The sequence below is a fragment of the Bifidobacterium sp. LH_416 genome, from assembly GCF_056357055.1.
In genome coordinates this window covers 722,461-748,220 of sequence record NZ_JBKEVJ010000001.1, presented here as the reverse complement: position 1 = coordinate 748,220, position 25,760 = coordinate 722,461, and the positions used below count along the sequence as shown (strand labels likewise).

Annotated in this window: 19 protein-coding genes; 18 read left to right on the top strand and 1 reads right to left on the bottom strand. The window is 55.7% G+C overall.

The genetic code is table 11. The features are described 5' to 3' along the window. Positions 1 to 22 precede the first annotated feature (22 nt). From AC1AY0_RS03265 to pstB, 13 genes are all read left to right on the top strand, one after another. Positions 23 to 700: a pyroglutamyl-peptidase I gene (locus AC1AY0_RS03265; protein WP_476522885.1), complete on the top strand. Its 678-nt coding sequence runs from the start codon at positions 23 to 25 to the stop codon at positions 698 to 700. Positions 701 to 1,026: 326 nt separating this feature from the next. Next, on the top strand, positions 1,027 to 2,439 hold the full coding sequence (locus tag AC1AY0_RS03260) for a cell division protein (protein ID WP_476522884.1): 1,413 nt from the start codon (positions 1,027 to 1,029) through the stop codon (positions 2,437 to 2,439). A 127-nt stretch (positions 2,440 to 2,566) separates the two neighbouring features. After that, positions 2,567 to 3,910 carry a C1 family peptidase gene (locus AC1AY0_RS03255; protein ID WP_476522882.1) on the top strand — a complete coding sequence of 448 codons (1,344 nt, stop codon included), beginning with the start codon at positions 2,567 to 2,569 and terminating at the stop codon, positions 3,908 to 3,910. A gap of 75 nt (positions 3,911 to 3,985) precedes the next feature. After that, positions 3,986 to 5,116 (top strand): 3-deoxy-7-phosphoheptulonate synthase, encoded by a 1,131-nt coding sequence (locus AC1AY0_RS03250; protein ID WP_476522880.1) that lies wholly within the window; start codon positions 3,986 to 3,988, stop codon positions 5,114 to 5,116. Between the two features lie 93 nt (positions 5,117 to 5,209). Further along, on the top strand, positions 5,210 to 6,442 hold the full coding sequence (locus AC1AY0_RS03245) for a 3-deoxy-7-phosphoheptulonate synthase (RefSeq protein WP_476522878.1): 1,233 nt from the start codon (positions 5,210 to 5,212) through the stop codon (positions 6,440 to 6,442). A gap of 157 nt (positions 6,443 to 6,599) precedes the next feature. Continuing rightward, positions 6,600 to 7,313, top strand: a complete 714-nt coding sequence (gene mtnN / locus AC1AY0_RS03240; RefSeq protein WP_476522876.1) for a 5'-methylthioadenosine/S-adenosylhomocysteine nucleosidase — start codon at positions 6,600 to 6,602, stop codon at positions 7,311 to 7,313. Between the two features lie 337 nt (positions 7,314 to 7,650). Further along, entirely contained in the window at positions 7,651 to 8,967 is a 1,317-nt protein-coding gene (locus tag AC1AY0_RS03235; RefSeq protein ID WP_476522874.1) for an MFS transporter, read from the top strand. Between the two features lie 212 nt (positions 8,968 to 9,179). Then, complete coding sequence (locus AC1AY0_RS03230) at positions 9,180 to 10,460, top strand: sensor histidine kinase (RefSeq protein ID WP_476522872.1); 1,281 nt, start codon at positions 9,180 to 9,182, stop codon at positions 10,458 to 10,460. 119 nt (positions 10,461 to 10,579) lie between these two features. Further along, positions 10,580 to 11,284, top strand: a complete 705-nt coding sequence (locus AC1AY0_RS03225) for a response regulator transcription factor (protein WP_033890565.1) — start codon at positions 10,580 to 10,582, stop codon at positions 11,282 to 11,284. Between the two features lie 352 nt (positions 11,285 to 11,636). Continuing rightward, a complete protein-coding gene (gene pstS, locus AC1AY0_RS03220) occupies positions 11,637 to 12,764 on the top strand; it encodes a phosphate ABC transporter substrate-binding protein PstS (RefSeq protein WP_101625661.1) in 1,128 nt (375 codons plus the stop codon). A 190-nt stretch (positions 12,765 to 12,954) separates the two neighbouring features. Beyond that, positions 12,955 to 13,908: a phosphate ABC transporter permease subunit PstC gene (gene pstC, locus AC1AY0_RS03215; RefSeq protein ID WP_476522870.1), complete on the top strand. Its 954-nt coding sequence runs from the start codon at positions 12,955 to 12,957 to the stop codon at positions 13,906 to 13,908. Continuing rightward, positions 13,908 to 14,900 carry a phosphate ABC transporter permease PstA gene (pstA, locus tag AC1AY0_RS03210; RefSeq protein WP_476525805.1) on the top strand — a complete coding sequence of 331 codons (993 nt, stop codon included), beginning with the start codon at positions 13,908 to 13,910 and terminating at the stop codon, positions 14,898 to 14,900. The genes pstC and pstA overlap by 1 nt, the downstream gene beginning before the upstream one ends. 32 nt (positions 14,901 to 14,932) lie before the next feature. Next, positions 14,933 to 15,712 carry a phosphate ABC transporter ATP-binding protein PstB gene (pstB, locus tag AC1AY0_RS03205; RefSeq protein WP_100493425.1) on the top strand — a complete coding sequence of 260 codons (780 nt, stop codon included), beginning with the start codon at positions 14,933 to 14,935 and terminating at the stop codon, positions 15,710 to 15,712. A 698-nt stretch (positions 15,713 to 16,410) separates the two neighbouring features. Here pstB and AC1AY0_RS03200 read toward each other — a convergent pair. Then, positions 16,411 to 17,805: an NCS2 family permease gene (locus AC1AY0_RS03200; protein ID WP_476522866.1), complete on the bottom strand. Its 1,395-nt coding sequence runs from the start codon at positions 17,803 to 17,805 to the stop codon at positions 16,411 to 16,413. A gap of 343 nt (positions 17,806 to 18,148) precedes the next feature. On the opposite strand from AC1AY0_RS03200, the gene AC1AY0_RS03195 reads away from it, so the two are divergent. The 5 genes from AC1AY0_RS03195 to AC1AY0_RS03175 all read left to right on the top strand — a co-directional run bounded on the left by AC1AY0_RS03195 (position 18,149) and on the right by AC1AY0_RS03175 (position 25,760). After that, positions 18,149 to 18,862, top strand: a complete 714-nt coding sequence (locus AC1AY0_RS03195; protein WP_476522864.1) for a hypothetical protein — start codon at positions 18,149 to 18,151, stop codon at positions 18,860 to 18,862. A gap of 283 nt (positions 18,863 to 19,145) precedes the next feature. Then, positions 19,146 to 19,667: a 50S ribosomal protein L10 gene (gene rplJ / locus AC1AY0_RS03190; protein WP_476522862.1), complete on the top strand. Its 522-nt coding sequence runs from the start codon at positions 19,146 to 19,148 to the stop codon at positions 19,665 to 19,667. A gap of 105 nt (positions 19,668 to 19,772) precedes the next feature. Beyond that, the gene (gene rplL / locus AC1AY0_RS03185) at positions 19,773 to 20,156 is read left to right on the top strand and encodes a 50S ribosomal protein L7/L12 (RefSeq protein ID WP_476522861.1); all 384 of its coding nucleotides are present in this window, start codon (positions 19,773 to 19,775) and stop codon (positions 20,154 to 20,156) included. 259 nt (positions 20,157 to 20,415) lie between these two features. Continuing rightward, positions 20,416 to 22,056: an FHA domain-containing protein gene (locus tag AC1AY0_RS03180; RefSeq protein WP_476525802.1), complete on the top strand. Its 1,641-nt coding sequence runs from the start codon at positions 20,416 to 20,418 to the stop codon at positions 22,054 to 22,056. Positions 22,057 to 22,160: 104 nt separating this feature from the next. Continuing rightward, on the top strand, positions 22,161 to 25,760 hold the full coding sequence (locus AC1AY0_RS03175) for a helicase (RefSeq protein ID WP_476525954.1): 3,600 nt from the start codon (positions 22,161 to 22,163) through the stop codon (positions 25,758 to 25,760).

The following is a 25,760-nucleotide window of genomic DNA, read 5'->3' as shown; positions in this document are numbered from 1 at the left end:
ATAAGACGCTACACTGAATGCTATGCGCGAACTCAATGTGGTGATTTCCGGATTCGACCATTATGACGGCGTTGACGTCAATCCGGCATACGAAGTGCCCAAGGCCATTGCTGAGCAAGGAATTGGAGCTCCTGCCGGGGTTGATGATGTGCTGAATCAGGTTTCGGTGAATATTCATACTGTGCAGTTGCCGGTAAGTTTTGCCAAGGCCTGGCCCATGTTGAAGGAAGCCATCGAAGTTGCCAAGCCGGATATCGTTATCGCCACAGGACTGAAGCATTCTGCGCGAAGCGTCATGCTGGAGCGTTGCGCCACGAATCTGATGGATGCGGAACGCCCTGATGCAGACAATGTGATTCCGCGTCGCAAACCTATTGATCCCAATGGTCCGGCCGCATACTGGACACGTTTGCCATTGCGTTCGATTTTGCAGGATTTTACTGATGATTCGATTGCGGCATCATTGAGCTCTGATGCTGGCACCTTCGTGTGCAACTCGCTGTTCTACAACCTGCTCAACTGGACAGCCACTCAGGAGCGTGTTTTGGGTGGTTTTGTGAGCTTCCCACCTGTGCGTCCGGCCGGTTCCGCGCAGCAAGGCTTGACACTTGACCAGCAGATTGCCGCAGGACGAGACGTGGTACGCGAAGCCGTGCGCTACTATCTCAAGCCCTCCAGCTCCGACATCCTCATCGCATAACGTGTCTCTCTGCGCATGGGATGAATTAGAGCATCATCCCAGATTCCCCTTGCCTCCCCTCGTTGAGGGGGTGCCCCGAAGAGGGGTGGAGGGGAGTATCACGGATGGTGCTCAAATCAGAACATTATTCCAGGTTCTCTCTGCCTCCCCTCTCTGAGGGGAGGTGCCCCGTAGGGGCGGAGGGGAGTGCCGCGAATGGCGCTAAACTAGAACATCATTCGCACGCATTGTAACGATTGCATATCAATGGGTGTCTTCAGAGTCCTCATGCGCTACAGTGCATGAGGACATGCCAAAGGCTTATGGATGTGAAAGGATATTCAGCCATGGTGGATCGTTTCCCGGTGGTGTTGCGAGGATATGACAAAGAGAAGGTCGATTTAGCGTTCGACGCCGCCCAGGACAGCCTGAACCAAGCTCAGAAGACGCTGGCCAGCATGCGCGAGCAGATTGCTGCAGACGATGACCGTATTCTGCAGCTGCAGGCTCAGTTGCAGGAGGAGCGTAATAAGAAGCCGCAGAACAATAGCTTTGCATCTCTTGGCGCCAACGCTCAGCAGATGCTGGCTTCCGCTGAGCAGACCAGCACTGAGCTGCTGAACCGTGCCAAGCAGGACGCTTCTGCAACTCGTATGGCTGCTCAAGCTCAGGCTGAGACACTGATCAACAATGCCAAGCTCGATGCCCAGCATATTCTCGATGACGCTAACGCCAAGGCTTCCTCCATCCTGCAGAATGCCAACAACCAGGCTGATTCTCTGACCTCTTCCGCCAAGGAGGAGACTGATCAGCTGCGTTCGGAAACCACCAAGAACATCACCGAACAGCGTCAGGCCGTGGAACTTGAGCTGAGCAACGCTCGTGAAGAGCATAATAAGAAGCTCTCCTCCGAGCGCGCCACCCAGGAACGCGAACTGGCTGAAATGAAGGCTGAAGCTACCGCCAAGATCGCTGAGCAGCGCAAGAACGCTAACGAAGAGATTTCCAAGCTGAAGTCCGATTCCAATGATCAGATCGAAGCTGCTCTCGCCGAGGCCAACAAGAAGCTGGCTGACGTGCGCGAGCAGGTTTCCAAGATGATGACCGAAGCTCAGCGTAAGGCTGGCGAAATCATCGATACTGCTAAGTCCAAGGCTCAGGAGATCACCGATGAGGCTGAGGTGAACCGTACGAACACCATCAGCCAGGTCAGCGCCGAGGTGGAGCAGATTCGCTCGGATATCGCCGCTCAGCAGGATGAGGCCACCAAGAAGGTCAACGAACTGCTCGCTCATCTTGAGGAGCGCCGTGCAGCTGCTAAGAAGGAAGCCGACGAACTGGTGGGCCAGGCTAAGACCACTCGTGAAGAGGCTGATTCCTACGCTGCTAACAAGCGTCAGGAAGCTGATGCGCAGGCTGCGGCTATTGTGCACAAGGCTGGCGAGGATGCAGATGCTCAGGTTGAGGAGCGTCGCGCTGCTGCTCAGAGCGAGCTTGACAGCTTGACCAAGCATATTGCTGATCTTCAGGAGCGTGAGGCTACTATTACTCAGCGCGTTTCCGAACTGCGCTCCATGTTCGCTCAGGCTTTCTCCGGCTTCGCATTTGACGCCGTCAACAAGAACGAATCCGCTCAGTCCCTGCCGGTAGTCAACCCGGTTCCGGAGCAGCAGGACGCTGCTGAATCCGCTGAATCGGCAGAGGATACGGAATCCACGCAGGCCATTGAGCAGCAGTCTGAGGGCGAATCCGAAAACTAAGAACCAATGACAAGCCTTCGACTACACTGCTAGAGGCAAAGAACTGCGGCACCTGTGCACTTTCGCCAGGTGCCGCAGTCGTTGTAAAACCGCGCCATAAGCGCACTGATCCGAAGAAGGAGTAGACATGAGTGAACTGACGCCGTTGACTGGCGAAGCACTGAACGCTCTGCGTGACGAATTCGATGCCGATGGTACCAGCCGTCTGGCTATGAACGCCGTGACCGCAGCTGGCATTGAAAAGGTGGCCCGTAACTATGACCGCGCCCGCCTGCTGCAGCGCCGCTTCTCCACCGTGGTCGACAACGGCGAAGCCACCCATCAGGATCGTTCCGGTCGCTGCTGGCTGTTCAGCTCTCTGAACGTGGCTCGTTTCATCGCCAAGAAGAACATGAACCTGAAGGAGTTCGAGTTCTCCCAGAACTATGCGATGTACTACGACAAGCTCGAACGCGTGAACTACTTCCTCAAGGATGTTGCCGCTCTGGTTGAGGCTGGTGAACCGTCCGATTCCCGTCTGCTGCAGCACCTGCTCGCTGACGTGATGGGCGATGGTGGTCAGTGGACCATGGCTATGAACGTGTACAAGAAGTATGGCGCTGTGCCGAAGGACCTGTTCCCGGAGACCGAATCCTCCAAGAACACCCGCGAAATGAACGTTCAGCTGCGTGCTCTGCTGCACACCGCTGTGGCTCACATGTACGCCGCTGAAGGCGATCAGGCCAAGATCGATCAGATTGTTGCTGATACCACTGCTGCTGGTCACCGCATCCTTACCATTCATCTGGGTGAGCCGCCGGTTTCCTTCGATTGGGAGTGGACCGATAAGGACGGCGAGTTCCACCGTGACGGCGAAATCACGCCGGTGGAGTTCTGGAAGAAGTATGTGGGCCCGGCTGGTCTCGAAGATTACGTGTGCCTCGTGGATGATCCGCGTGCTGAGCATGCCAAGGGCAAGAAGATTGGCATCGAGCATCTGGGCAACGTGGCTGGCGGTGACGCCACCGAGTATCTCAACGTACCGAACCAGTTCATGAAGGACTGCGTGAAGAAGATTCTCGTCGAGCAGGGTATTCCGGTTTGGTTTGGCGCTGACTGCCACCCGTTCATGGATCGTGAGAATGGCGCTTGGGCCACCGATCTGTTCGAGTACGGCAAGGTCTACGACGTGGACTTCGATCTCGATAAGGAAGCCCGCGTGCGCTTTGGTGATTCCGCAATGAACCATGCCATGGCGTTTGCTGGCGTGGATGTGGCCGATGATGGTTCCACTCGTCGTTGGCGTGTGGAGAACTCTTGGGGCTCCAAGATTGCCGACAAGGGCTACTTCACTATGTCCGACGACTGGTTCACCGAGTACGTCTACGAGGTAGCCGTCCCGAAGACCATGCTCCCCGCCGAGTACCAGGCCGCTCTAGAAGAGCCCGCCACCATGCTCCCTGCATGGGACCCGATGGGCGCGCTCGCCTGATAGCTGCTATATTAGGCCTTCGTGCAAAGCGCGCGAAGGCCTGACTTTATGTGATACAAAGAGAGGAGAGTCGGCATGGCAGCACTTCGTGGTCCGGATAGTTCCGAGGACGAACGTCGTTTGGGGGAGCAGGCCGTCTTTCCTGAGACGGTTGATGTTAATATTCGTCAGCTTGACCCGATTCCTGCGCCTCGCGCATTCCTGAAGGAGCAGCCGCTCACTGACGCAATGAGCGAACTGGTACTGCATTCCCGCCAGGAGATCCGCGACGTACTCAATGGTCGCGACGATCGTCTGCTGGTTATCGTCGGCCCATGCTCCATTCATGACCCCAAGGCTGCGCACGAGTATGCCGAAAAGCTGGCCGCCGTCAAGCGTGAGCTTGAAGATCGACTTGTGATTGTGATGCGCGTGTACTTCGAGAAGCCGCGCACCACTATCGGCTGGAAGGGCCTGATTAACGACCCTGATTTGGATGGTCGTTTCAATATTCGTAAGGGCATGTGGCTGGCTCGTAAGGTTTTGACTGATGTGTTGAGCCTGGGCTTGCCGGCTGCCACCGAATGGCTTGATCCGATTACTCCGCAGTACATCTGCGACGCCATTAGCTGGGGCGCTATCGGCGCACGTAATACGGAAAGCCAGGTTCACCGCGAACTGGCCAGCGGCCTGTCCATGCCGGTGGGTTTCAAGAATTCCACTGACGGTTCTATCAAGGCTGCCGCTGATTCTTGCTATACCGCTGGTTTCGAGCATCATTTCCTGTCCATCAACTTGGATGGTCGTGTGATTTCTGCTGAAACCAAGGGCAATCCCGACTGCCATCTGGTGCTGCGTGGCTCCAGCTCCGGCCCGAACTATGATGCCGAATCGGTGCGCAAGGCATTGGAATCATTGAAGGCTTCCAAGGCTTCCGGCCCGAGCGAGCATGGTTTGGTCATTGATGCCGCGCATGGTAACTGCGGCAAGGATGAGAACCGTGAAGCTGAAGTCATTGAGGAAATCGCTGCTCGCATTGCTCAGGGCGAACCGGGCATCAGCGGCGTAATGATGGAAAGCTTCCTCGTTGGTGGCCATCAGAAGCCAGCTCCGCTTGACCAGCTGGTCTACGGCCAGTCCGTCACCGATTCCTGCGTGCCGTGGGACCGTACCAACGAGCTCCTGCATACACTGGCCGACGCCGTCACCGCCCGTCGCGCGCTGTAAACTGTCGCGGCAGCAGTTTCGGTTGCTGGGCACAGCACCCTTGCCGCTATGGTTATGTATCCTTGGTGTGGATAGTCACAAGGAGTACAAGACATGCAGCAGCAGCAAGGCGCCGTGCCAGCCGAGAATCCATTGCAGGTTGGCCCGCAGCCATTGAATACGCCTGAGGAGCTTCGCGCCATTCGTCAAGCTATGGGCGAGGGCAAGAATCCGCTGATTGCCACCGATGTGCCGCGATGGGAAGATCAGGTTGGCGTCAGCCGCATTATTAACCGTCGCGTTCTGGAATTAGAACCATTGCCCACGCCGGCTCAGGTATTGGCAGAATTGCCGCTTACCGCTGCGGCTCAGGAAATCGTCGCGTATTCGCGCGATGAAATTCGTGCTTGTCTCTATGGCCAGGATGATCGCCTGCTGGTGATTGTGGGTCCCTGTTCGGTTCATGATCCAGCTGCTGCGCTTGATTATGCGCATCGTCTGGCCAAGGTGATGAAGGAGACTGAGAGCGAGCTGCTGATTGTGATGCGCGTGTACTTCGAGAAGCCGCGCACGACTGTGGGCTGGAAGGGTTTGATTAACGACCCGGATATTGACGGCAGTCACCATATTAAGAAGGGTTTGCTGCTGGCTCGCAAGACGTTGCTTGGCGTACTGGGCGAAGGCTTGGCTGCGGCAACTGAATTCCTGGAGCCGACGAGCCCGCAGTTCATCGCTGATGCGGTGAGCTGGGGTGCGATTGGTGCGCGCAATACGGAAAGCCAGGTGCATCGTCAGCTGGCTAGCGGCCTGTCGATGCCGGTGGGCTTCAAAAATGCTACGGATGGTTCGGTGAAGGCTGCGGTGAACGGCTGTTTCGCTGCAGCTCAGCAGCATACATTCTTTGGTATTGATCATTTGGGTCGTGCCTGTGCTGTTGAGACGCTTGGTAACCCCGATTGCCATGTGGTGCTGCGCGGTTCAATTCATGGGCCTAATTATGACGCTGAATCCGTGGCCAAGGCTATGGAAACTATCCGCGATGAAATGCCTGCCGACTCTGCAGCTTCGCATGGTCTGATTGTGGATTGCTCGCATGGTAATTCCGGCAAGGATGAGCATCGTCAGGCTGAAGTGGTGCGCGATATCGCTCGCCGTATTGCAGCGGGGGAGCGCGGCATCACCGGCATCATGATGGAAAGTTTCATCGAAGGCGGCAATCAGCCTGCAGCGCCGCTTGACCAGCTGGTGTATGGCAAGTCCATCACCGATAAGTGCATTAGTTGGCCGGATACTGAGGCGCTGCTGCACGAGCTGGCCGAAGCCGTAGCTGCCCGTCGCTGGAAGTGAGCCCTCTCGGCTCCCTGTGAGAGCTGTCAGGGTCATGATGATTTGACGTCATCCCCGCCCTCTTGGCTCCCCTTGTCAGGGGAGCTGTCGAACGGAGTGAGACTGAGGGGTAGTTCTTCTAATCCGAGACGTAAAGCGTTGTGAAAGGAGCTTATATATGGGTATGAAAACAGTTGCGATTATTGGTGCTTTGCATGAGGAAGTGGCACTGATTGCCAAGTCACTCACTCACGTTACTCATGTGACCAAAGGCAGCCTTGATATTGCTGTGGGAACGGTGGATTCCTTCGGTGCCGATGTAATTAAGGTTGCGGCTACCGTGGGTGGCATGGGCTTGGTCAATGCTGCGGCTACTGCTCAGCTGCTGATTGATGAATTCAACCCGGATGCCGTGATTTTTAGCGGTATTGCCGGCAACCTCAACAAGCATTTGCATATTAATGATGTAGTGCTTGGCGGTACGCTGCGTTACCTCGACACTGATATGCGTTTGGTCGGTCAGTGGAAGCCTGGCACGGAAGATAAGCCGGTTCAGGAATTCTTCTCTGATTCAAAGCTGCTGGAAGTCGCCGATCAGGCGCTGAGCAACGCTGGCATTACGCATATCACCGGCATTATTGCGTCCGGCAATTACTTTGTGGACACTCCTGAAAAAGTGGAGGAAGTGATTCGACTGACTGGCGCCGATGCGGTGGAGATGGAAGGTGCTGCCGTGGCTCAGGTTGCCGCTCGCAATGATGTGCCGGCGCTGGTGATTCGTGCGCTTTCCGACAATGCTGATACTGATTATGAAGTGTTCAAGGAGTTCGATATCTCCGAATACGCCGACACTGCTGCTCGCCTTGCTGTAGACATCGTCAAGCGACTGTAAAAACCATTGTTTCAGGCTCCCCTTTCTGAGGGGAGCCTGGAGTCGCCTCCCGACTTCAATCACATTCCACAAACTTCATCTCAGTGCGTTCACTATGTGAACGCGCTCACATCCCTCCTCGCTCTGTGAGCCATACTCATGCATCAGGCACAGCGATGTGTGGAGGAACGTCGCTGTGGCCACAAGCCGTAATAGCTGTCTTCTCTCCGCATGCCGGTCGTTGTGCTCCACGCTTGTACGCCATGCATCAACACATACATGTCATACATGTCACATGTGCATGGCACGTGCTGAACCGGGATGCTGCAAGCATCCGCAGCATGAGAGAAGAGGGATTATGTCAACTGCAACCGCAACCGCGGCATCCAAGGAACCCGTGAAGAAGGATTCGGTTCCTGAGATCATCGCCGCATCCATGGTCGGCACGGCCATCGAATTCTACGATAACTACTGTTACTCCATCGCAGCCGCTAGCTACTTCGGCATGGTGTTCTTCACTGAAGTCGCCAAGTCCAACCAGGCACTGGCTACGCTGATGGCATTCGTCACCTTCGCTGTCTCCTTCCTGGCCCGCCCGTTCGGCTCTATGCTGTTCGGCCACTTCGGCGACAAGATGGGTCGTAAGAAGACGCTGGTCGTCGCTCTGATGACCATGGGTATCGCCACCTTCCTGGTCGGCTGCCTGCCGGGTTATGACCAGATCGGCGCATGGTCTGTGGTCATCCTGTGCATCTGCCGCGCTTGCCAGGGCATTGGCCTCGCCGGCGAATGGTCCGGTGCGGCACTGGTGGCAACCGAGAACGCTCCTGCTGATAAGCGCGCTCTCTACGGTTCCTTCCCGAACCTCGGTGCTCCGATTGGCTTCTTCTGCGCTTACGGCCTGAACCTGCTGCTCGAATCCAACCTGAGCCAGGAGCAGATGGTCTCCTTCGGCTGGCGTATTCCGTTCCTCTGCTCTGCAGTGCTGGTGATTATCGGTCTGTACGTGCGTGCCCGCATGTCTGAGACCCCGGTGTTCCAGAAGGCTTCCGAAGAGAAGCGTACTTCCAAGCACCCGCTGACCGACCTGCTGCCGTACTGGAAGGAAGTCCTTCTCGGCACTGTGGCCATGGGCATCACCTACACGATCTTCTACATCCTCGGTACTTGGTCGCTGGCTTACGGCGTCAAGGGCCTGGGCTTCTCGCAGCCTGAATATCTGGCTATGCAGATGTGCTCCACCGTGTTCTTCGCAGCATTCATCGTCATCTCCTGCCTGTACGCCGACAAGGTTGGCCGCAAGAAGGTGCTGTTTGTTGCTACCACCGGTACGCTGATTTTCAGCTTCTTCATCCCGATGCTGCTCGTGCACTCCGCCACTCACATCATGATCTTCCTGTGCGTGGGCTTCATCTTCATGGGCAGCCTGTTCGGACCGTGCGGCGCCTACCTGCCTGAGCTGTTCCCCGTGAACGTGCGCTACTCCGGTGCAGGCCTGAGCTACAACCTTGCCGCTATCTTCGGTGGCGCTTTCGCTCCGACCATCGCCCAGGCTCTGGTCACCTCCAAGTTCGGCATCGCCGGTGTGGGCTGGTACGTGGCTGTGATGGCTGCTCTGGCTTTGCTCGCCCTGTTCCTGATCAAGGAAAGCAAGGACAAGGATTACGAGCTGTGATCATTTGATTCGCTGAATCTGTAGCTGCCTGTATTTGTTATAGATTCAGTGGTCCTTCGCTATGGCGTCTCCCATCTGGGAGGCGCCTTTTGCGTTGTATGAAGTAATACACCAAGTGCAGCCAATGAGCATGCGTGCGCGCAAATGAACAATAGGCGAACTTACGTAGTTTATCTGGAATGCTACGTGTCTCTCGTTTTACTCTAGGAATCATGAATGTCTGGCAAATCATTGTGATCGTGGCGATTGTCGCGCTGGCGTTGGCGTGGGCCGTCGTCATCGCGTACGGCAAAGGCCGTGCAGCAGGCCGTGCTGCAGCATTGGAAGCGTTAGCCGAAGACGAGGATGCGAAGTCCCTGTTCGGCGACGATGTTCCTGTGCGCCCCACCGAGCGTCGTCTTATCGAAGTGTTGCCGGAAGCGGTTATCGTCACTGATCGTAACGGCCTCGTTCACTATGCCAGCCCGGGCTCGGTGCCGTTCGGATTGGTTTCCGGCAAGCGCATCAATTCGCGTGAAGTCGAAGATATCCTGACCCAAGCGGCCTCTGACGGCGGTGTGCGCGAACGTGAGGTGCAACTCCCGGTTGACCGCGGACCATTCCCATCCCTGACCGGCAAAGGCATTGAAGCTGGCCAGCTGCGCCCCTCGAACACCCTGTACTTGCGTGTGCGCATTGGAGATATCGGTGACGACCTGTACGCCATTTTCATCAGCGATATGTCTGAGCAGCGCCGATTTGAAGCCGTGCGCCGCGACTTTGTGACCAATGTGTCGCACGAGCTGAAAACTCCGGCTGGTGCCATTTCCTTGCTGGCGGAAACCGTGACTGATGCCGCCGACGATCCGGATGCCGTGCGGTATTTCTCCGGCCGTATTTCCAAGGAATCAGCTCGCCTTACCGAACTGGTGCATCATCTGATTGATTTGCAGCGGGCACAGAACTCTCAAGGCATCGTGAATGCGAAGCGTATCTCTGCTCTGGCTGTGGCACGAGCTGGCATTGCAGACAATCAAGTGCAGGCTGAGGCTCATCATGTGGAGATTCGCCTGAATGCCAACGGCAAACCCGCGCCGCTCGATTCCAGTGATGAAACTCCAGAAGATATTGAGCGAGCCAAGAATCTGATGATTCTCGCTGACGTTGATGCCATGCAAACTGCCGTCAAGAACCTGGTGGAAAACGCCATCCATTACTCGCCGGAACACACCACGGTGGCAGTCGATGTGGGGGAGCGCGATGGCAAGGTAACCATTCGCGTGGTCGATCAGGGCATTGGTATTCCTGAGGAGTCTTTGGATCGCGTTTTCGAGCGCTTCTACCGCGTCGATCCTGCCCGCTCGCGCCAGACAGGCGGTTCTGGCTTGGGCCTCGCTATCACCAAGCATTGCGTGCAGGAAAATGGTGGCAAAATCTCAGTATGGTCAAGGCAGGGTGAGGGCTCCACGTTCACCATTGAGCTCCCTGCTGCCGCATCGACGGATGAAGCGTAGCGTATACCAATAAATTACGTACTTTAGGCAAACAGCAGGCTAACAGAGAATAGATGGTTACGATGGTATCTGAGATTTTTGCGCCGACTCGAACGGGCACCTACCCGAGAAAGGCAACTATGACACGCATTCTTATCGTCGAAGACGAGGAATCCTATCGCGAACCACTGGTCTACCAACTTACCCGCGAAGGGTATGACGTGTCTGCTGCAGCCACTGGTGAGGAAGGCTTGGAACTGTTCACCAAGGGTGGTATTGACTTGGTGCTGCTTGATTTGATGCTTCCGGGCATTGATGGCACGGCATTGTGCCGCCGTATTCGCGAGCAGAGCCGAGTGCCGATTATTATGCTCACTGCTAAGAGTGCGGAAATCGATAAGGTTGTTGGCTTGGAAATTGGTGCCGATGATTACGTGACCAAGCCGTACTCATTCCGCGAGCTGTTGGCTCGAATCCGCGCTGTGCTGCGCCGCAATCAAGCGACTGCGCAGGCAGCTGGTTCTGTGGATGATGATATTCCACTGGTGTGCGGCGATATTTCGATGCAGGTTGGTCAGCATCAGGTGACTGTACGCGGCGAAACCGTGTTCTTCCCGCTGAAGGAATTCGAGCTGCTGGAATACCTGATGCAGAACAAGGGTCGTGTAATGACCCGTCATCAGCTGATTGATCGTATTTGGGGCTCCGATTATGTGGGCGATACCAAGACTCTGGATGTGCATGTCAAGCGCGTGCGCTCCAAAATCGAGGAGGATCCGGCACATCCCAAATACCTGACCACCGTGCGTGGCTTGGGATACAAAATCGATACTCCTGCTGAGTAATCAGGATTACTATTTCTACTCAGTGCTACTTAAGAAAAGCGGCCTTTATCGGCCGCTTTTTTCGTAGTACATCAGCGCTTTGATTTCTCTATCGAGGGACCGGCTGAGAGGTAGTTACATCAGATGACATATCAATTCGCCGCTAATCGCTGTGCACAACTGCAAACTACGTAGTATTTACGTAGTTTCATATATCAGCAAGTGTTCATCTTCTGTTTACTGATTTCGTTCTGTAGCCCCCGAAATCGCCAATACGCTTGTAGTTGTCACAAAAGACCGGGTGATGTGCGGCAATTCAAACATCGCTAAACATTGGCCCGAGATTTATTGATAGAGGGAATAAGAAATAATCATGCAGAAGAACATTTTCGTTCGCTCCCTTGCCGCTCTGTCCGGCATCGCGATGCTCGCCACCGTCGCTGCCTGCGGCGATAACACCGCTTCTAACACTAACTCTTCTACCGAGTCGACCACCAAGGCCGCTCCGATTTCCGGCGACTTCCAGGGCGCTGGCGCTACCTCTCAGCAGGCTGCTGTTGAGGCTTGGATCGCTGGCTTCCAGAGCACCAACCCGGATGCCAAGATTGCTTACAACCCGACTGGTTCTGGCGCTGGCGTGACCACCTTCCTGACCGGTGCTACCGCTTGGGCTGGTTCCGATAAGGCTCTGTCCGATGACGATATCGCCAAGTCTAAGGCTGTCTGCGCTTCCGGCCAGGCCTTCGACGTGCCGGTTTACATTTCCCCGATTGCTATCGTCTTCAACCTGAAGGGCGTTTCCGACGCTGGCAAGCACATCAACCTTGATGCCACCACCGCTGCCAAGATCTTCGACGGCAAGATCACCACTTGGAACGACCCGGCCATTCAGGAACAGAACAAGGACCTGACCCTGCCGAGCACCCCGATCACCGTGGTTCACCGTTCCGATAAGTCCGGCACCACCCAGAACTTCGTCTCCTACTTCAAGGATCAGGCTCCTGACGCTTGGACCTACGACCTGTCCGAGAACTGGCCGAACGAAGTTGGCCAGGGCGCTAAGGGTACTTCCGGCGTGATCTCCACCGTCAAGCAGGCTGATGGCACCATCGGCTATGCTGACTTCTCCCAGGTTGGCGACCTCGGTACTGCTGCTATCAAGGTTGGCGACTCCTACAACGAGATCTCCGCTGAGGCTGGCTCCAAGGTTATTGAGGATTCCCAGCTCGACGAAACCGCTACCGGTGAGAACCGTGTGGTCGTCAAGATCAACCACGCCACTGAGGCTAAGGGCGCTTACCCGATCGTGCTGGTCTCCTACGACATCGTCTGCCCGGCATACAAGGACACCAAGCAGGCTGAGTTCGCCAAGGCTTGGCTGACCTACGTCACCTCCGACGAAGGCCAGAAGGCTGCTCAGGATGCCGCTGGTTCCGCTCCGCTGCCGTCCAGCCTGACCTCCAAGATCAGCAAGTCCATCGAAGCCATCAAGACCAAGTGAGCCACGCGGGTTCCATCCGCATGAATCATTGATCCGATAACTGAATAAGACCACAATGGTCTAAACTTTGAGCCGCAGTCGTAAGTATCACGGCTGCGGCTCAAAGCGGGTCAAGGGGCATGCGCCTCGCGCGAACCCTGACCGACCTCATCCTTATCAATTTCCTTCGTTCATTCGCTAAGGAGAATCCGTGAGTTCGCAAGACAAAACGGCTCTCGCACCATCGGGCGGCAAAACTGCCGACAAGGTGTTCCGCGGTGTGGCATACGCCTGCGGCATCCTGATCCTTGTGGTGCTTGCCGCCGTGTTCCTCTTCCTCTTCTTCCGCGCGTGGCCGCTGATTGGCGGTGACCAGGCTGCCAACAGTGAGACCATCTCCAGCTTTACCGGTGGCAAGGCTTCCAACTTCTGGGGCTATGTGCTGCCGCTGCTCTTCGGTACGGTGCTTGTTTCCCTGCTGGCCCTGCTGATCGCATTCTTTGTCTCCATCGGCATTGCACTGTTCATCTCCCACTACGCCCCCAAGAAGATTGCTACCGGTTTGAGCTACGTCATCGACCTGCTCGCCGCAATTCCTTCCGTTATCTACGGTCTGTGGGGTGGCTTGATTCTGGTGCCGGCCATCTACCCGTTCTGGAACTGGGTAGCCAACCATCTGGGCTTCATCCCGCTGTTTGAAGGCCCGGCCGCCAATCCACAGCGCACCGTTGCCACCGTTGCCGTGGTGCTCGCCGTTATGGTGCTGCCGATTATCACCTCCATGTCCCGCGACATCTTCCTCCAGACCCCGACCCTCCAGCAGGAAGCCGCTTACGGTCTGGGCGCAACCAAGTGGGAAATGATCAAGCTTGCAGTAATTCCGTTTGGTAAGTCCGGTATCGTCTCCGCTTCCATGCTGGCCCTTGGCCGTGCACTCGGCGAGACGATGGCTGTGTTGATGATTCTGTCTCCTGGCCTGAGCTACTCCTTCAAGCTGCTGCAGGCTTCTCAGAACCAGACCATCGCAGCCAACATTGCCGCCCAGTACCCTGAAGCCAACGATCTCGGCGTGTCCGTGTTGATTGGAACTGGTCTGATCCTGTTCCTCATCACCTTCGTCGTGAACTTCGTGGCTCGTAAGATCACTGAGAAAGCGGGTGCCTGATGGCCGAAGAAACTAAGAAGAAGAACCTTGACGGCGCTCCCGTCATCGACTTCGATAAGTTCCGTCCTTCCCGTTCCTCTGAGCAGCGTCGCAACATCAAAGACAAGGTAATGAACGGTGTTATCGCTCTGGCCTTCGTCATTGCTTGTGTTCCACTGGTCTCCGTGTTGTGGACCACCATCATCAATGGTGCTAAGCGACTGAACCTGAACTTCTTGACCTTCAACATGACTGGCGTGGTCGGTGGTAACCAGACTCCGTCCGGTGGCTATGGTGGTGTGCTCCACGCCATCATCGGTACTCTTGAGATTACCGGTGGTGCAATGATCATCTCCATCCCGATCGGCATCATGTGCGCTGTGTACCTGGTTGAGTACGCTCACGGCGGTAAGCTGGCCATGACCATCTCCCTGCTGGTCGACGTGATGAGCGGTATTCCTTCCATCGTTGCAGGTTTGTTCGCATTCTCGATGTTCACCATCGTGTTCGGACCTGGTACCATCAACGGCTTCGAAGGTTCCGTGGCATTGTCCCTGCTGATGCTGCCTACCGTGGTGAAGTCCTGCGAGGAAATGCTGAAGATCGTGCCGAACGATTTGCGCGAAGCTTCCCTGGCTCTGGGCGTCACCAAGCAGCGCACCATCACCAAGATTGTGCTGCGTACCGCACTGCCTGGCATCGTTTCCGGCTGCATCCTCGCAATCGCTCGTGTGATTGGTGAGACCGCTCCGTTGCTGATGACCGCAGGCTACATCGCCAGCACCAACGTGAACCTGTTCGCTGGCCAGATGACCACCCTGCCGGTGTATGTCTACCAGGAATACTCCAAGCTCAACGCTAACTGCCCGGCCGGCGCCGACGCCACCTGCGTGACCACCATCCCGATGGAACGCTCCTGGGCCGCCGCTCTGGTGCTGATCATTATCGTGCTGCTGCTCAACCTTATCGGCCGTCTGGTCGCCAAGATCTTCGCAGTCAAGACCGAGCGCTAAAAACGTTCAAATACAAGGAATAAGGAAACATCATGGGACAACGTATTGACGTCAACCACGAGAACATCTACTACGGTGACTTCCTTGCTGTGGAAGATGTGAATATCAATATTGAGGCGAACAAGGTTACCGCCTTCATCGGCCCGTCCGGCTGCGGCAAGTCCACCGTGCTGCGCACTCTGGATCGTATGCATGAGCTCATCCCGGGCGCTCATGTCGAGGGTGAGGTGCTGCTCGAAGGCAAGAACCTGTACGACAAGGATGTGGACCCGGTCTCCGTCCGTCGTGACGTCGGCATGGTCTTCCAGCGTCCGAACCCGTTCCCGACCATGTCCATCCGCGAGAACGTGCTCGCCGGTGTGCGCCTGAACAACAAGCACATCAGCAAGTCCGACGCCGATGATCTGGTTGAGTGGGCACTGCGTGGTGCCAACCTGTGGAACGAGGTCAAGGATCGTCTGGACAACCCTGGTATCGGTCTGTCCGGTGGCCAGCAGCAGCGTCTGTGCATCGCCCGCGCTGTGGCTGTGCACCCGCAGGTCGTGCTGATGGATGAGCCTTGCTCCGCTCTGGACCCGATCTCCACCTTGGCCGTTGAGGATTTGATCAATGAGCTCAAGGACGATTACACCATCGTGATCGTGACCCACAACATGCAGCAGGCTGCTCGTATCGCTGACTACACCGCCTTCTTCAACCTGAAGGCTGTCGGCCAGCCGGGTCACCTCGAGTACTTCGCAGACACCACCACGATGTTCAACAACCCGCAGAACGAAGAAGCCGAGCGCTACATCTCCGGTCGCTTTGGCTGATCCGTGAAGCAGACAGTCCAGTGGACTGTCTGTAGGATCAGCCTGAGTGAGGCGGTAGCCGAGCGAAGGTATGTTGAGACCGCCGCAAGGCGGTCTTTTATTACAGGACTGATCTGTGAAGCAGACAGTCCAGTGGACTGTCTGTAGGATCAGCCTGAGCGAGGCGGTAGCCGAAGCCCGCCGCAAGGCGGTCTTTTATTACAGGACTGATCCGTTATTGGTTTTCGGTATAGGAAAGCCCTCGCAATCATTCGGTTGCGAGGGCTTTCCTCGTATGTAGTGTGCCAGCCAGTCTGTCCCGGTTTGCGTTCTAATCGTTTGATTAACATATCGTGGCAAATTATGTTGTCCCGGTACAGAATTTCGAGTGTTTTTCATGAACCGGGACACAATAATTATCTTCCGGGACGGCAACGAAAATACAAGATTGGCTTTATTCCGCCATTCCTTGTATCACGTTATTTTTTGCTTTTGTCTCGGTGATTGTAAAAAAGCTAAAATCGAGAACCGGGACAATTTTTTCTGTCCCGGTTCGCACATTAATCGTTTGACGTTGCTACCGAGACAAATTTTATGTAGTGATGATTGATTACAGCCTATAATCCCGAACCAATACACGGTGCAGTTGTCTGGCCATAAGAAAACTCCTCTGCAGAAATACTGCAAAGGAGTTATTCAGTAATCAATTACTAGCAATACTACAGAATCGCCATGCACACGAAGTCCAGAATGAACAGTGCGGAGACGATCCACAGAATCGGATGAACTTCCTTGGCCTTGCCCTTGCAGGTCTTCACGATGCAGTACATGATGAAGCCGCCTGCGATGCCGTAGGAGATGGAGTAGGAGAAGGCCATGAACACGGCGGCGAAGAATGCCGGAATCGCGTCATCGATGTTGGCCCAATCGACTTCCTTCAGCGAAGCTGCCATCATGCAGCCCACAATCACCAGCACGCCTGCAGTAGCGGCGGACGGCACAGCGGAAATCACCGGAGCCAGGAATGCAGACAGTGCGAAGCAGATGGCCACGACCACAGAAGTCAGACCAGTGCGGCCACCCGCAGCGATACCGGCAGAGGATTCCACGTACGTGGTGGTGTTGGAGGTACCGCAGATAGCGCCGATGGAGGTGGCGATGGAGTCGGCGAACAGAGCCTTATCCATCTTGGAGGAGAAGCCGTGGCCATTCTCCAGAGCCTCTTCGTCAGCGGCGGAGAAGATGCCGGTGCGGCGACCGGTACCGATGAAGGTACCGAGCGTGTCGAACGTATCAGACATGGAGAAAGCGAAGATGGTCACGATAACCAGCGGCAGCTTGGCCGGGTCAGAGAACAGCGCCGGGAAGCCGTCAGCGGTGAAGATTGCACCGAAGGTCTGCGGCAGCTGAGCGAAGGTGTCGGCGATGGACACGGAGGAACCGAAGTTGGTCACGCCGAACGGAATGCCAATCACCGTGGTGATAGCGATGGCCAGCAGCAGGCCGCCCTTCACCTTCATAACGGTGAACACGATGGACAGAATCAGGCCGATGAGGAAGACCCACAGCACCTTGTCGTTGAACGTGGCAAGACCCGGCGTTGCAGCCACGGCACCGCCCTTAGCGGCAGCCTTCGGGTCGCCCGGAGTGAACTTAATAAGGCCGACGTTCAGCATGCCCACGTAGGCCACGAACAAGCCGATGCCGCCGCCGATAGCCTGCTGCAGCACCTCAGGGATGGCCATGATGATCATCTTACGAATCTTGGTGACGGTGATCAGAATGTTAATCAAACCGCACAGGAACACCATGCACATGGTCTGCTGCCAGGTGAAACCGAGGCCGAAGCACACCGTGTAGGTGAAGAATGCGTTGAGGCCCATGCCTGCAGCCTGTGCGTACGGCACATTGGCGAACAGACCCATAACCAGGGTGCCGATGATGGCTGCGATAATGGTAGCCAGGAATACGCCGCCCCACGGCATACCAGTCTGGCTCAGAATCTGCGGATTGACGACGATGATATACGCCATTGCGAAGAACGTGGTCAGACCGGCCAGAATCTCAGTCGAGACGGTCGTGCCGTTCTCCTTCAAATGGAAGAACTTCTCCATTACTCTCTACTTCCTTGGGTTGTGCGGAGCCTGTCGCGTCAGCTGGCACGTCTGTGCGCAGTGATTGCATCGGCGGCTCCGGCGAGAATTGCGACTCGCCCTGATTGGCCTAGGCGCACGCGCTCGGCACGCCCACTCAATCAGAACCGTGGCTGATTATAACCTGCGCCTATAACGCTGGCATTGCGCAGCGCTACCCCTTACCTTGACTCCCTTGTCGGGGGAGCTGGCGGCGAAGCCGACTGAGGGGTAGTCAGCCTCAGTCTTCCTCCTCGCTTGTGCCTTGTGACATTGCGCACCTATATTGTGAGGCGAAGCCAAATAATAAGGAGCAACAGCGAACATGAAGCCAGCAGTGGAAGTCAGCATTACATCGTGGCGCAAAAACACAGTAAAGCCCGGGCAGGAGCATGGTCGCGTGCTGCTGATGCCCGGCACTGGATACAACTGTGACCGTCCGCTCCTGTACTGGGCGGCACAGGCATTGGTGGAAAATGGCTGGCGTATTGATCGCATGAATGTGCGCAATGCTTCAGATGATTTATCCACTGTGATTCCGGTACTGAATGAGGCCATTGATGGTTGGGTTGAATCCGTGGATGCTTCACGACTGTTGCTTATCGGCAAATCGCTCACAACAATGACTTACCCTCATGTGTCCGCTCGCTATGGTCTGCCGTTTGTATTGCTTACTCCGGTGCTGCATCATGCTGACTTTGACCCATCTGCCCGGGTTATTCCTGTACCTGCTGTGGGTGATGACATCGTCGGTGAGAATGAAGCGCCGAGCGTAGATGAGGCAGCACAGGTGATTCGCTCCGAACATGCTGGCAATTCTCATGCGCGAGGCTCACGCTATAACGGTCCGGCTCCGCTGATTTGCGCCGGAACCGCGGACCCGTTCTATGATCGCATTCGTGCCAATGCATTGACTCCGCATGTGCATGAATATCCGGATGCCAATCATTCGATTGAAGTACCGGGCCATTGGCGTCGTTCCCTTGACTATTTGAAGGAAGTTACCGCATCCGTGGCGCAGTATGCTGCCACGCTGTGATAGCTGATCGGGACCTCTGCAAGTGCGACACGCCGATGTGGATGTTGTCGCCGGTCGCACGTAAATTATCAGACCGTAAACCACAGACCGTTGGTTGAAGTGCGCGTGAGCGCATTTCGGAAGTTTGGTTCGCCAAGCCAGCGCAGGTTGAGAGATATAAGCCCGTAAAGGGCTCGTGCAAGTCACTTCACGAGATTATGTTGCTCTGCCTGCGTGCAGGGCTTTTTTATTGCCCAGCGCGCGTTCCGATTTCAAGTCAACGGCCGATTTAGGAAGGAACGCCATGAAGAGGCCCGAAAAGGAAGCGGTGGTCGCACAGCTTACGGAGCAGTTCCGTAACGCTGACGCTGTCTACCTGACCGAGTACCGCGGGCTTACCGTTCCGCAGGTTTCCGAACTGCGCGAAAAGCTAGGCCGCGATACTTCCTACACTGTGGCTAAGAACACGCTGGCACGTATTGCCGCCAAGGAAGCGGGCATTGAGGGTCTCGACGACCTGCTCAAGGGCCCGACCGCCATCACCTTCGTGAAGGGCGACTTCATTGAGGCTGCAAAGGTCCTGCGTGACTTTGCCAAGACCAACAAGGCTCTCGTTATCTCGGGCGGCTATGCCGATGGCACCGTCTACGACGGCGAGGGTGCAAAGAAGCTGGCAGACATGATGTCTCGCCCGCAGCTCCTGTCCAAGTTTGCTGGCGACCTCAAGGCCACGACCTCCAAGGCCGCGTACCTGTTCGTCGCTCTGCCGACCAAGGCTGTGCGTACTATCGACGCTCTGCGCGAGAAGCAGGAAAAGGCAGCTTGATTTCCATGCGGCTTGCCGCATGAATAATTCGGAAAACAAACAAAACATTGAGACGGTGCGTCCACCAAGTCGCGTAGACCACCGCCAGAATGAAAGGAAGCCATCATGGCTAAGTACACCAACGAAGAGCTCCTGGAAGCTTTTGGTGAAATGACCCTCGTCGAGCTCTCCGAGTTCGTCAAGGCCTTCGAAGAGAAGTTCGACGTCGAAGCTGCTGCTCCGGTTGCTGCTGTTGCCGCTGTTGCTGCTCCGGGCGCTGGCGCTGAAGAAGAAGAGAAGACCGAGTTCGACGTCGTCCTGACCGCTGTCGGCGACAAGAAGATCCAGGTCATCAAGGCTGTCAAGGCCATCACCAACGCTGGCCTGGCTGAGGCTAAGGCTATGGTTGACGGCGCTCCGAAGGCTATCCTCGAGAAGGCCAAGAAGGAAGACGCTGAGAAGGCTAAGTCCCAGCTGGAAGAGGCTGGCGCTACCGTCGAGCTCAAGTGATTTTGGCGGCATAAGCCGCATATCACAAGCTTTCGTTAGCTTAAGGAACCCCGCACCTGAACTTTTCGGGTTGCGGGGTTTCCCGTATTTGTGCGGCTACATTCTTGCCCTGCAGGCATGCAGTCGCGTATTGTATGGCGGCGAATCGCCATAATACGAAAACTTAGCAACTCTTCGTCTGATAATTCGCGGAAAATCAGCACAAGATGACACAATTGCACGTAATGTGGTCAGTAGTGTGTTTAGGAAGGCGGTCACGGTGAGCGAGTGGACGGTGCGGATCAATGGGGTTGATCAGGTCAGCGTCAAGCCTGGCAATAGCTTGGAGATAGGTCGTAAACCGTTGCGTCCTCTTGCTTCAGATGGCAATGCACGTTTGGACGTTGCAGATCAGACTAAATCAATGTCGAAGCGTCACGCTCTGCTAACCGTTAAGGAGAACGGTTCAGCCAGCATACGTGACCTCGGATCTACGAATGGCTCATATGTAGTGCGCGATAATGGAGACTTGCTGCGCTTGCCTCCGAATGCAGATTTTCTGCTGCCAGCTTCCCCGATGCGTATGCAGTTCGGTGATGTACCGGCTGATTTTATTCGTATCGACGATACTGTGGACAGTGATGACAGTCAGCCGGTGCCGGATTTGTTTGGCTATGCTCCTTCCGACGTACCGCAGGAGCCAGATGCTGCTGACATGTCTGTAGACGATATTCTTGATTTGCGAGCAGGTGAGCCTACCGCTATTTTCAGTGCGGCAAGCGTCAAGCATAAGGTCGATGAGCTTGAGCTGGGCAGCCTGAATATTGTGCAGCTGGATCGCAAGACGGAAGAGCCGGCTCTTCCGCGTGATTTGTTTGCCGACGCAGAAGCTCAACAGCAGAAAGATGAGGAGCAGAACAAAGCTAAGGCAGCAATGGAAGCTGTGGCACTGCCTGAGCAGCCGCAACATACATCGCATCCGCAGACGACGCTGCGTCCAGGCGTACGTATCTCCGGTTTGGTGCCGGTTGATGCTATTGCGCATCCTGTCCGTCCGGTGCATGCTGAACAACCAGTCGTAGCTGCAGCTTCACCGAGCGAATCGCAGACTGCCACTGAACCATCTGCTCAGCAGGCCGCGGAACAAACGGCAGCCGTGAATGAGCCGGTATCCGAGACACCGCAGGCGTCCGAGGCACAGCAGGTATCTGAGACGCAGCCGGATGCTGCCGTACCTGAAGCAGTATCACCTCAGGCTGATGTGGCTCAAGGTGAGACCAATGCCGATACGCAGGCCGCTGAGGCACAGGATACTGAAGCAACGGTTGAAACTACCCAAGCCGAAGAAACAGTGGCTTCCGCAACTTCCTCGGCTGAAGAGCAATCCGCAGAAGAAAGCAACGCTGAGGCTAGCTCTGATGCTGCTACTGAGGAACCGACTCATACAGAGCCGCAGCCGCAGGCTGAATCGCCGGCAGAAACACCGCAGTCATTGGTATTCGTACCCATGGAAGAACAGTCTGGTGCAAACGAACCAGTCCAAGAATCTGCGGCGGACGGCGCTAGCGCAGGCGCAGCAGTGTCTCAAGACAGTGCAGATTATGCTGATGCCACTGGCACGTATACGCCAGCATTCGAGCCGGGGTCAGTGTTCGATCGCGTGGCCAAGGGCGAGCTGAAGGCTCAGGAGCCGGTAGTTGAAGTTGATGGACTGAACTCCAACGATGCGAAGACCACACAGGACTTCTCTCTTCAGTTCGAGATCGCACGCCATACAGAACTGTTGGTGTTCCTGGCTATGAACCCGTATCTGTACGACGATATGTATGCTTGGCTTGCCGCCCGTGGTGAAGCTGATATTGACGAAGCTCTGGCCCACAACAAGGGCTATCAGGAATACCGCGAAGCGGTTGGAAAGTGAGCCGAGAGATGACTCAAACGCAGACTCCCGAATTGAGTGCAGAGAACATGCCGGATTCTGTTGCTAATGCTGCTACATCCCAGACGTCAGAATCAGGGCAGCCCATGAAGGTTGCTCTGGGACTGAACCGTATTCGTGGCTGGCGTGATAAATATCGTGCCATGCTGGCTCCCTCGCCATTGGAGGACGTGAACCAGTTGGTGGCCAAGCTGGACATGACTCATGCCCATCCTTCGGGCATTGCCCAGCTTTTTGCGTCAGGCCATGTGCGTCTGGATTCGCTGTTCCGCGATACCGGCATGCTCAAGGCGGCGGAACGCCATCTTACGCGCGTTTTGGATGATCAGACCGCCAAGCGCCGCATTGCAGGCGTGGCGGAACTCTCCATGGCCGTGGGTGTAGCCACGTGGAAGGGCAATGCGCTGCCGGTGTTGCTCTACCCGGTTACTGTGTTCGTGCCTAAGGAAGGCTCTGCGCCGACTATCCAATTCGCTGGCCGAGTCACGCTGAACAGCGCGTTTGTGAACGTGCTGCGTGAACAGCGCGTATATCTTGACGAGGATTCCCTGTTTGACGGCTCCAGCTATGAGAGCGGTACTCCGGAAACCTCTGCCATGTTCGCTCGCATTACCGCTGAGGCTCGCGATTATATTTCTGACTTTGCTATTGAGCGCCACATTGTAGTCGGTTGCTTCATGGATCCTTCGGCACTGATTGTTGCCGAAAGCCAGCAGATTATTGATCAGTTGGAAAACGGTGCTACCGGTAACGTGCTGCTTGATGCACTTGCTGGCGATGAGAGCGCTCGCGCTTCATTGAAGGATACGAACCCGCCGCAATACAGCCCCTTCGATTCCGACCCGCATTCTGAATTCGAGGTTGGCGATGTGGATAATACCGTGCGGTATGCTGCATCTCTTGCCGCTGCAGGCCATAGCATCGTCGTGGATGGCGCCTTCCCCAAGGGGGCTGCTGAGCAATCTGTGGCTATTGCTTCCCGCTGCTTGATGAGTGGTCGCTCTGTGTTGTATGTGCCAGGCGTCACTGAGCAGAAGCGTCGCTTCATGCAAGCTGCATCTGCCAATGAGCTGAAGGCTCAACTGCTTGATGTGGCTGATGAGCATGCCAATGCTGTTATTGACCGCCAGCTTATTTCTGCCGTCGGATTCCAGCCGGGAGTTGCCACCCAGCGATTCGATCAGCTTGCGGATGAGCTTGTAGGCGTCCGTTCTCGCCTGACCCGCTATCTGGGTGACCTTCACGGTGTGAATGAGAAGTGGAATGTTTCCGCATACGAGACAATCCAAAATCTGGCTCGTATTTCCGTACTTCCTACGCATCCTGCCACCCATGTGAGGCTTCGCGAACAAAGCGCGCTCACCGTTGGCGGCGATATGGAAGCATGGATTAGCAAGCTGGAACGTGCTGGCGAGCTTGGCGAATTTACGATTAGCCCCAAGGACACTGCTTGGTATAAGGCTAATCTGACTACTGAAGATCAGGCTATTGACGCGTACCAGCGTGTAGATGATTTGCTGCGCCGCTACTTGCCAGCCACTCGCGAGCAGGTGACTCGTACAGTGCAGACCTGCGGTTTCCCCATTCCGACCACTACGCGCGAATGGGAACGTCAGGTTACCGTACTCAAGAATTTGAGGCGCGTGCTGGATGTATTCCAGCCGGAAATCTTCGAACGTGACGTGGATTCGATGATTGAAGCCACCATGTCTAAGGCGCAGCGCAAGGCCGAAGGTACGGCGATGGGCTTCTGGGAGCGCCGTCGTCATATCAAGGAAGCCAAGTCGCTGCTGCGTGTCGGTGCTCAGGTGGAAGACCTGCACGAAGCTTTGAAGGTAGTGGCCAAGCAAGGTGAACAGTGGCGCCAGTTTGTGCCTCACGGCGGCTGGCCGGTGCTGCCTACCAAGTTGGATGACATTATCACTACGCTGGATGGTCTCCTCGGCAATATGACCTCGTTGGATACCGTTCTGGCGACCACGCCAATAGGCGGCAATCTGGAGACCGCGGACTTCAATACCGTTGAAGAACGGTTGAAGTCATTGCTGGACGATCGTAAGGCTTTGGATATGCTGCCTGAGCGCTGCCGTTTGGAGCAGGAGCTTGCCGCAGTGGGCCTTACTGAGCTTGTCAACGATTTGACTATTCGCCATGTGGGCGTCGATCAGGTGCGCGGCGAACTGCAGCTCGCCTGGTGGACCACGGTGTTCGATGACATTGTCCATTCTTCGGCAATCATCTCGAATCAGGATGGTTCTGCACTGCAAACCGCATCCGATCGTTTTATTCAGGTGGATGTTGAGCATGTGCGTTCTGTTGGTCCGATGGTGGCACAGGAATCCATGCGCCGACTGTGCGATATGCTCTTCTCCCGCACGCAGGAAGCCAACCAGTTGCACACTGTGCTTGCTGGCCGCACGAATGTGACGCTCAGCCGTATTCGCCGGGATCATCCGGAGATTCTGGCTGCCGCCAAGCCTATCCTTGTGGCTGCTCCTGGCACTTTGGCGGCACTGACCGAGCCCGGTGTGCTTGCCGATGTGGCTATTATCGACGCTTGCGCGCATATCCCCTCGATTGAACTGCTGTCAATCTTGAGTCGTGTGCATCAAGTGGTGGTTATTGGCCATTGCGCAACGGTGACCAGCGAATCAGTCAAGGAATTGATTGGTATGCTGCCCCACGTTGAGATCGCATCTCAGCCATCCTGCCGTGCTCCGCGTCTTGCCGCATTCCTTGAATCTGAAGGCTACGGTTCGGTGGATTACGATGTGGCTACCGAACCGGCAACCGGTATGGTGCGATTCCACCGCATCGAAGCCAATGGTGTGCCTGTGATGACTACTGGTTTGGTGGAATCAAGCCAGCAGGAAATCGAAGAAGTAGTGCGCATTATTACCGAGCGTGCTGCCAGCTTCACTGTGGTGCCATCGCGCTACATTCTCGCGGTTGTGGTGTTGACCGACGTGTTCCGCACTCGTTTGGGCGCTGAATTAAAGTCGCTGGCCTCTAAGAACAAGCCAATGGGCCGATTCTTGCGCCATGTTCGTCTGGTTCCTTTGCGCGATGTTGCCGGCACTCAGGCCACTGATGTGATTCTTTCCATGTGCTATGCCAAAACCGTTCATGGACGCTTGCTGCAGCAGTTCGGTGTGCTTGAAAACGATGGCGGACGCGGCATGCTGCTCGATGCTCTGGCATTGGCTGATCGCAACTTGGATATCGTGTCCGCTTTTGGTCCGGAAGATATGGATGATGAGCGTCTGCATCAAGCTGGTCCGAAGTTCCTGAAGACCGTGTTGAGCTGGGTCAGCCAGCTTGACGATCGTCCGGTGCTGCCAGTGCGCACTGCGGTTGGAGACAATGTATTGTTCAACGACATTGCTGATCGTTTGCGTGCGCGTGGACTTGATGCAGCGGTGAATTACGGCTTCGATAAGGGCGTAAAGATTCCTCTCGTTGTGGGTCTTAAAGACAAGCCGTTCGCGCTCGCGGTGGAAACCGATGATGCGAACTTCATGTCTGTGCAATCCACGCGTAGACGTCATCGTTTGAGCAGCCAGGATTTGATGTCTTTAGGCTGGAACGTTATGACCGTCTGGAGCGTGGCTGCATTCGTCAACCCGGATAAGGAAGTCGATCGCATCGTGGCTCGTATCAGCGACATGTACCGTGAGGTCCAATAG

Coding starts and splice junctions, on each gene's coding strand:
- AC1AY0_RS03265 (WP_476522885.1), top strand. CDS start 23: ATGCGCGAACTCAATGTGGTGATTTCCGGATTCGACCATTATGACGGC.
- AC1AY0_RS03260 (WP_476522884.1), top strand. CDS start 1,027: ATGGTGGATCGTTTCCCGGTGGTGTTGCGAGGATATGACAAAGAGAAG.
- AC1AY0_RS03255 (WP_476522882.1), top strand. CDS start 2,567: ATGAGTGAACTGACGCCGTTGACTGGCGAAGCACTGAACGCTCTGCGT.
- AC1AY0_RS03250 (WP_476522880.1), top strand. CDS start 3,986: ATGGCAGCACTTCGTGGTCCGGATAGTTCCGAGGACGAACGTCGTTTG.
- AC1AY0_RS03245 (WP_476522878.1), top strand. CDS start 5,210: ATGCAGCAGCAGCAAGGCGCCGTGCCAGCCGAGAATCCATTGCAGGTT.
- mtnN (WP_476522876.1), top strand. CDS start 6,600: ATGGGTATGAAAACAGTTGCGATTATTGGTGCTTTGCATGAGGAAGTG.
- AC1AY0_RS03235 (WP_476522874.1), top strand. CDS start 7,651: ATGTCAACTGCAACCGCAACCGCGGCATCCAAGGAACCCGTGAAGAAG.
- AC1AY0_RS03230 (WP_476522872.1), top strand. CDS start 9,180: ATGAATGTCTGGCAAATCATTGTGATCGTGGCGATTGTCGCGCTGGCG.
- AC1AY0_RS03225 (WP_033890565.1), top strand. CDS start 10,580: ATGACACGCATTCTTATCGTCGAAGACGAGGAATCCTATCGCGAACCA.
- pstS (WP_101625661.1), top strand. CDS start 11,637: ATGCAGAAGAACATTTTCGTTCGCTCCCTTGCCGCTCTGTCCGGCATC.
- pstA (WP_476525805.1), top strand. CDS start 13,908: ATGGCCGAAGAAACTAAGAAGAAGAACCTTGACGGCGCTCCCGTCATC.
- pstB (WP_100493425.1), top strand. CDS start 14,933: ATGGGACAACGTATTGACGTCAACCACGAGAACATCTACTACGGTGAC.
- AC1AY0_RS03200 (WP_476522866.1), bottom strand. CDS start 17,805: ATGGAGAAGTTCTTCCATTTGAAGGAGAACGGCACGACCGTCTCGACT.
- AC1AY0_RS03195 (WP_476522864.1), top strand. CDS start 18,149: ATGAAGCCAGCAGTGGAAGTCAGCATTACATCGTGGCGCAAAAACACA.
- rplJ (WP_476522862.1), top strand. CDS start 19,146: ATGAAGAGGCCCGAAAAGGAAGCGGTGGTCGCACAGCTTACGGAGCAG.
- rplL (WP_476522861.1), top strand. CDS start 19,773: ATGGCTAAGTACACCAACGAAGAGCTCCTGGAAGCTTTTGGTGAAATG.
- AC1AY0_RS03175 (WP_476525954.1), top strand. CDS start 22,161: ATGAAGGTTGCTCTGGGACTGAACCGTATTCGTGGCTGGCGTGATAAA.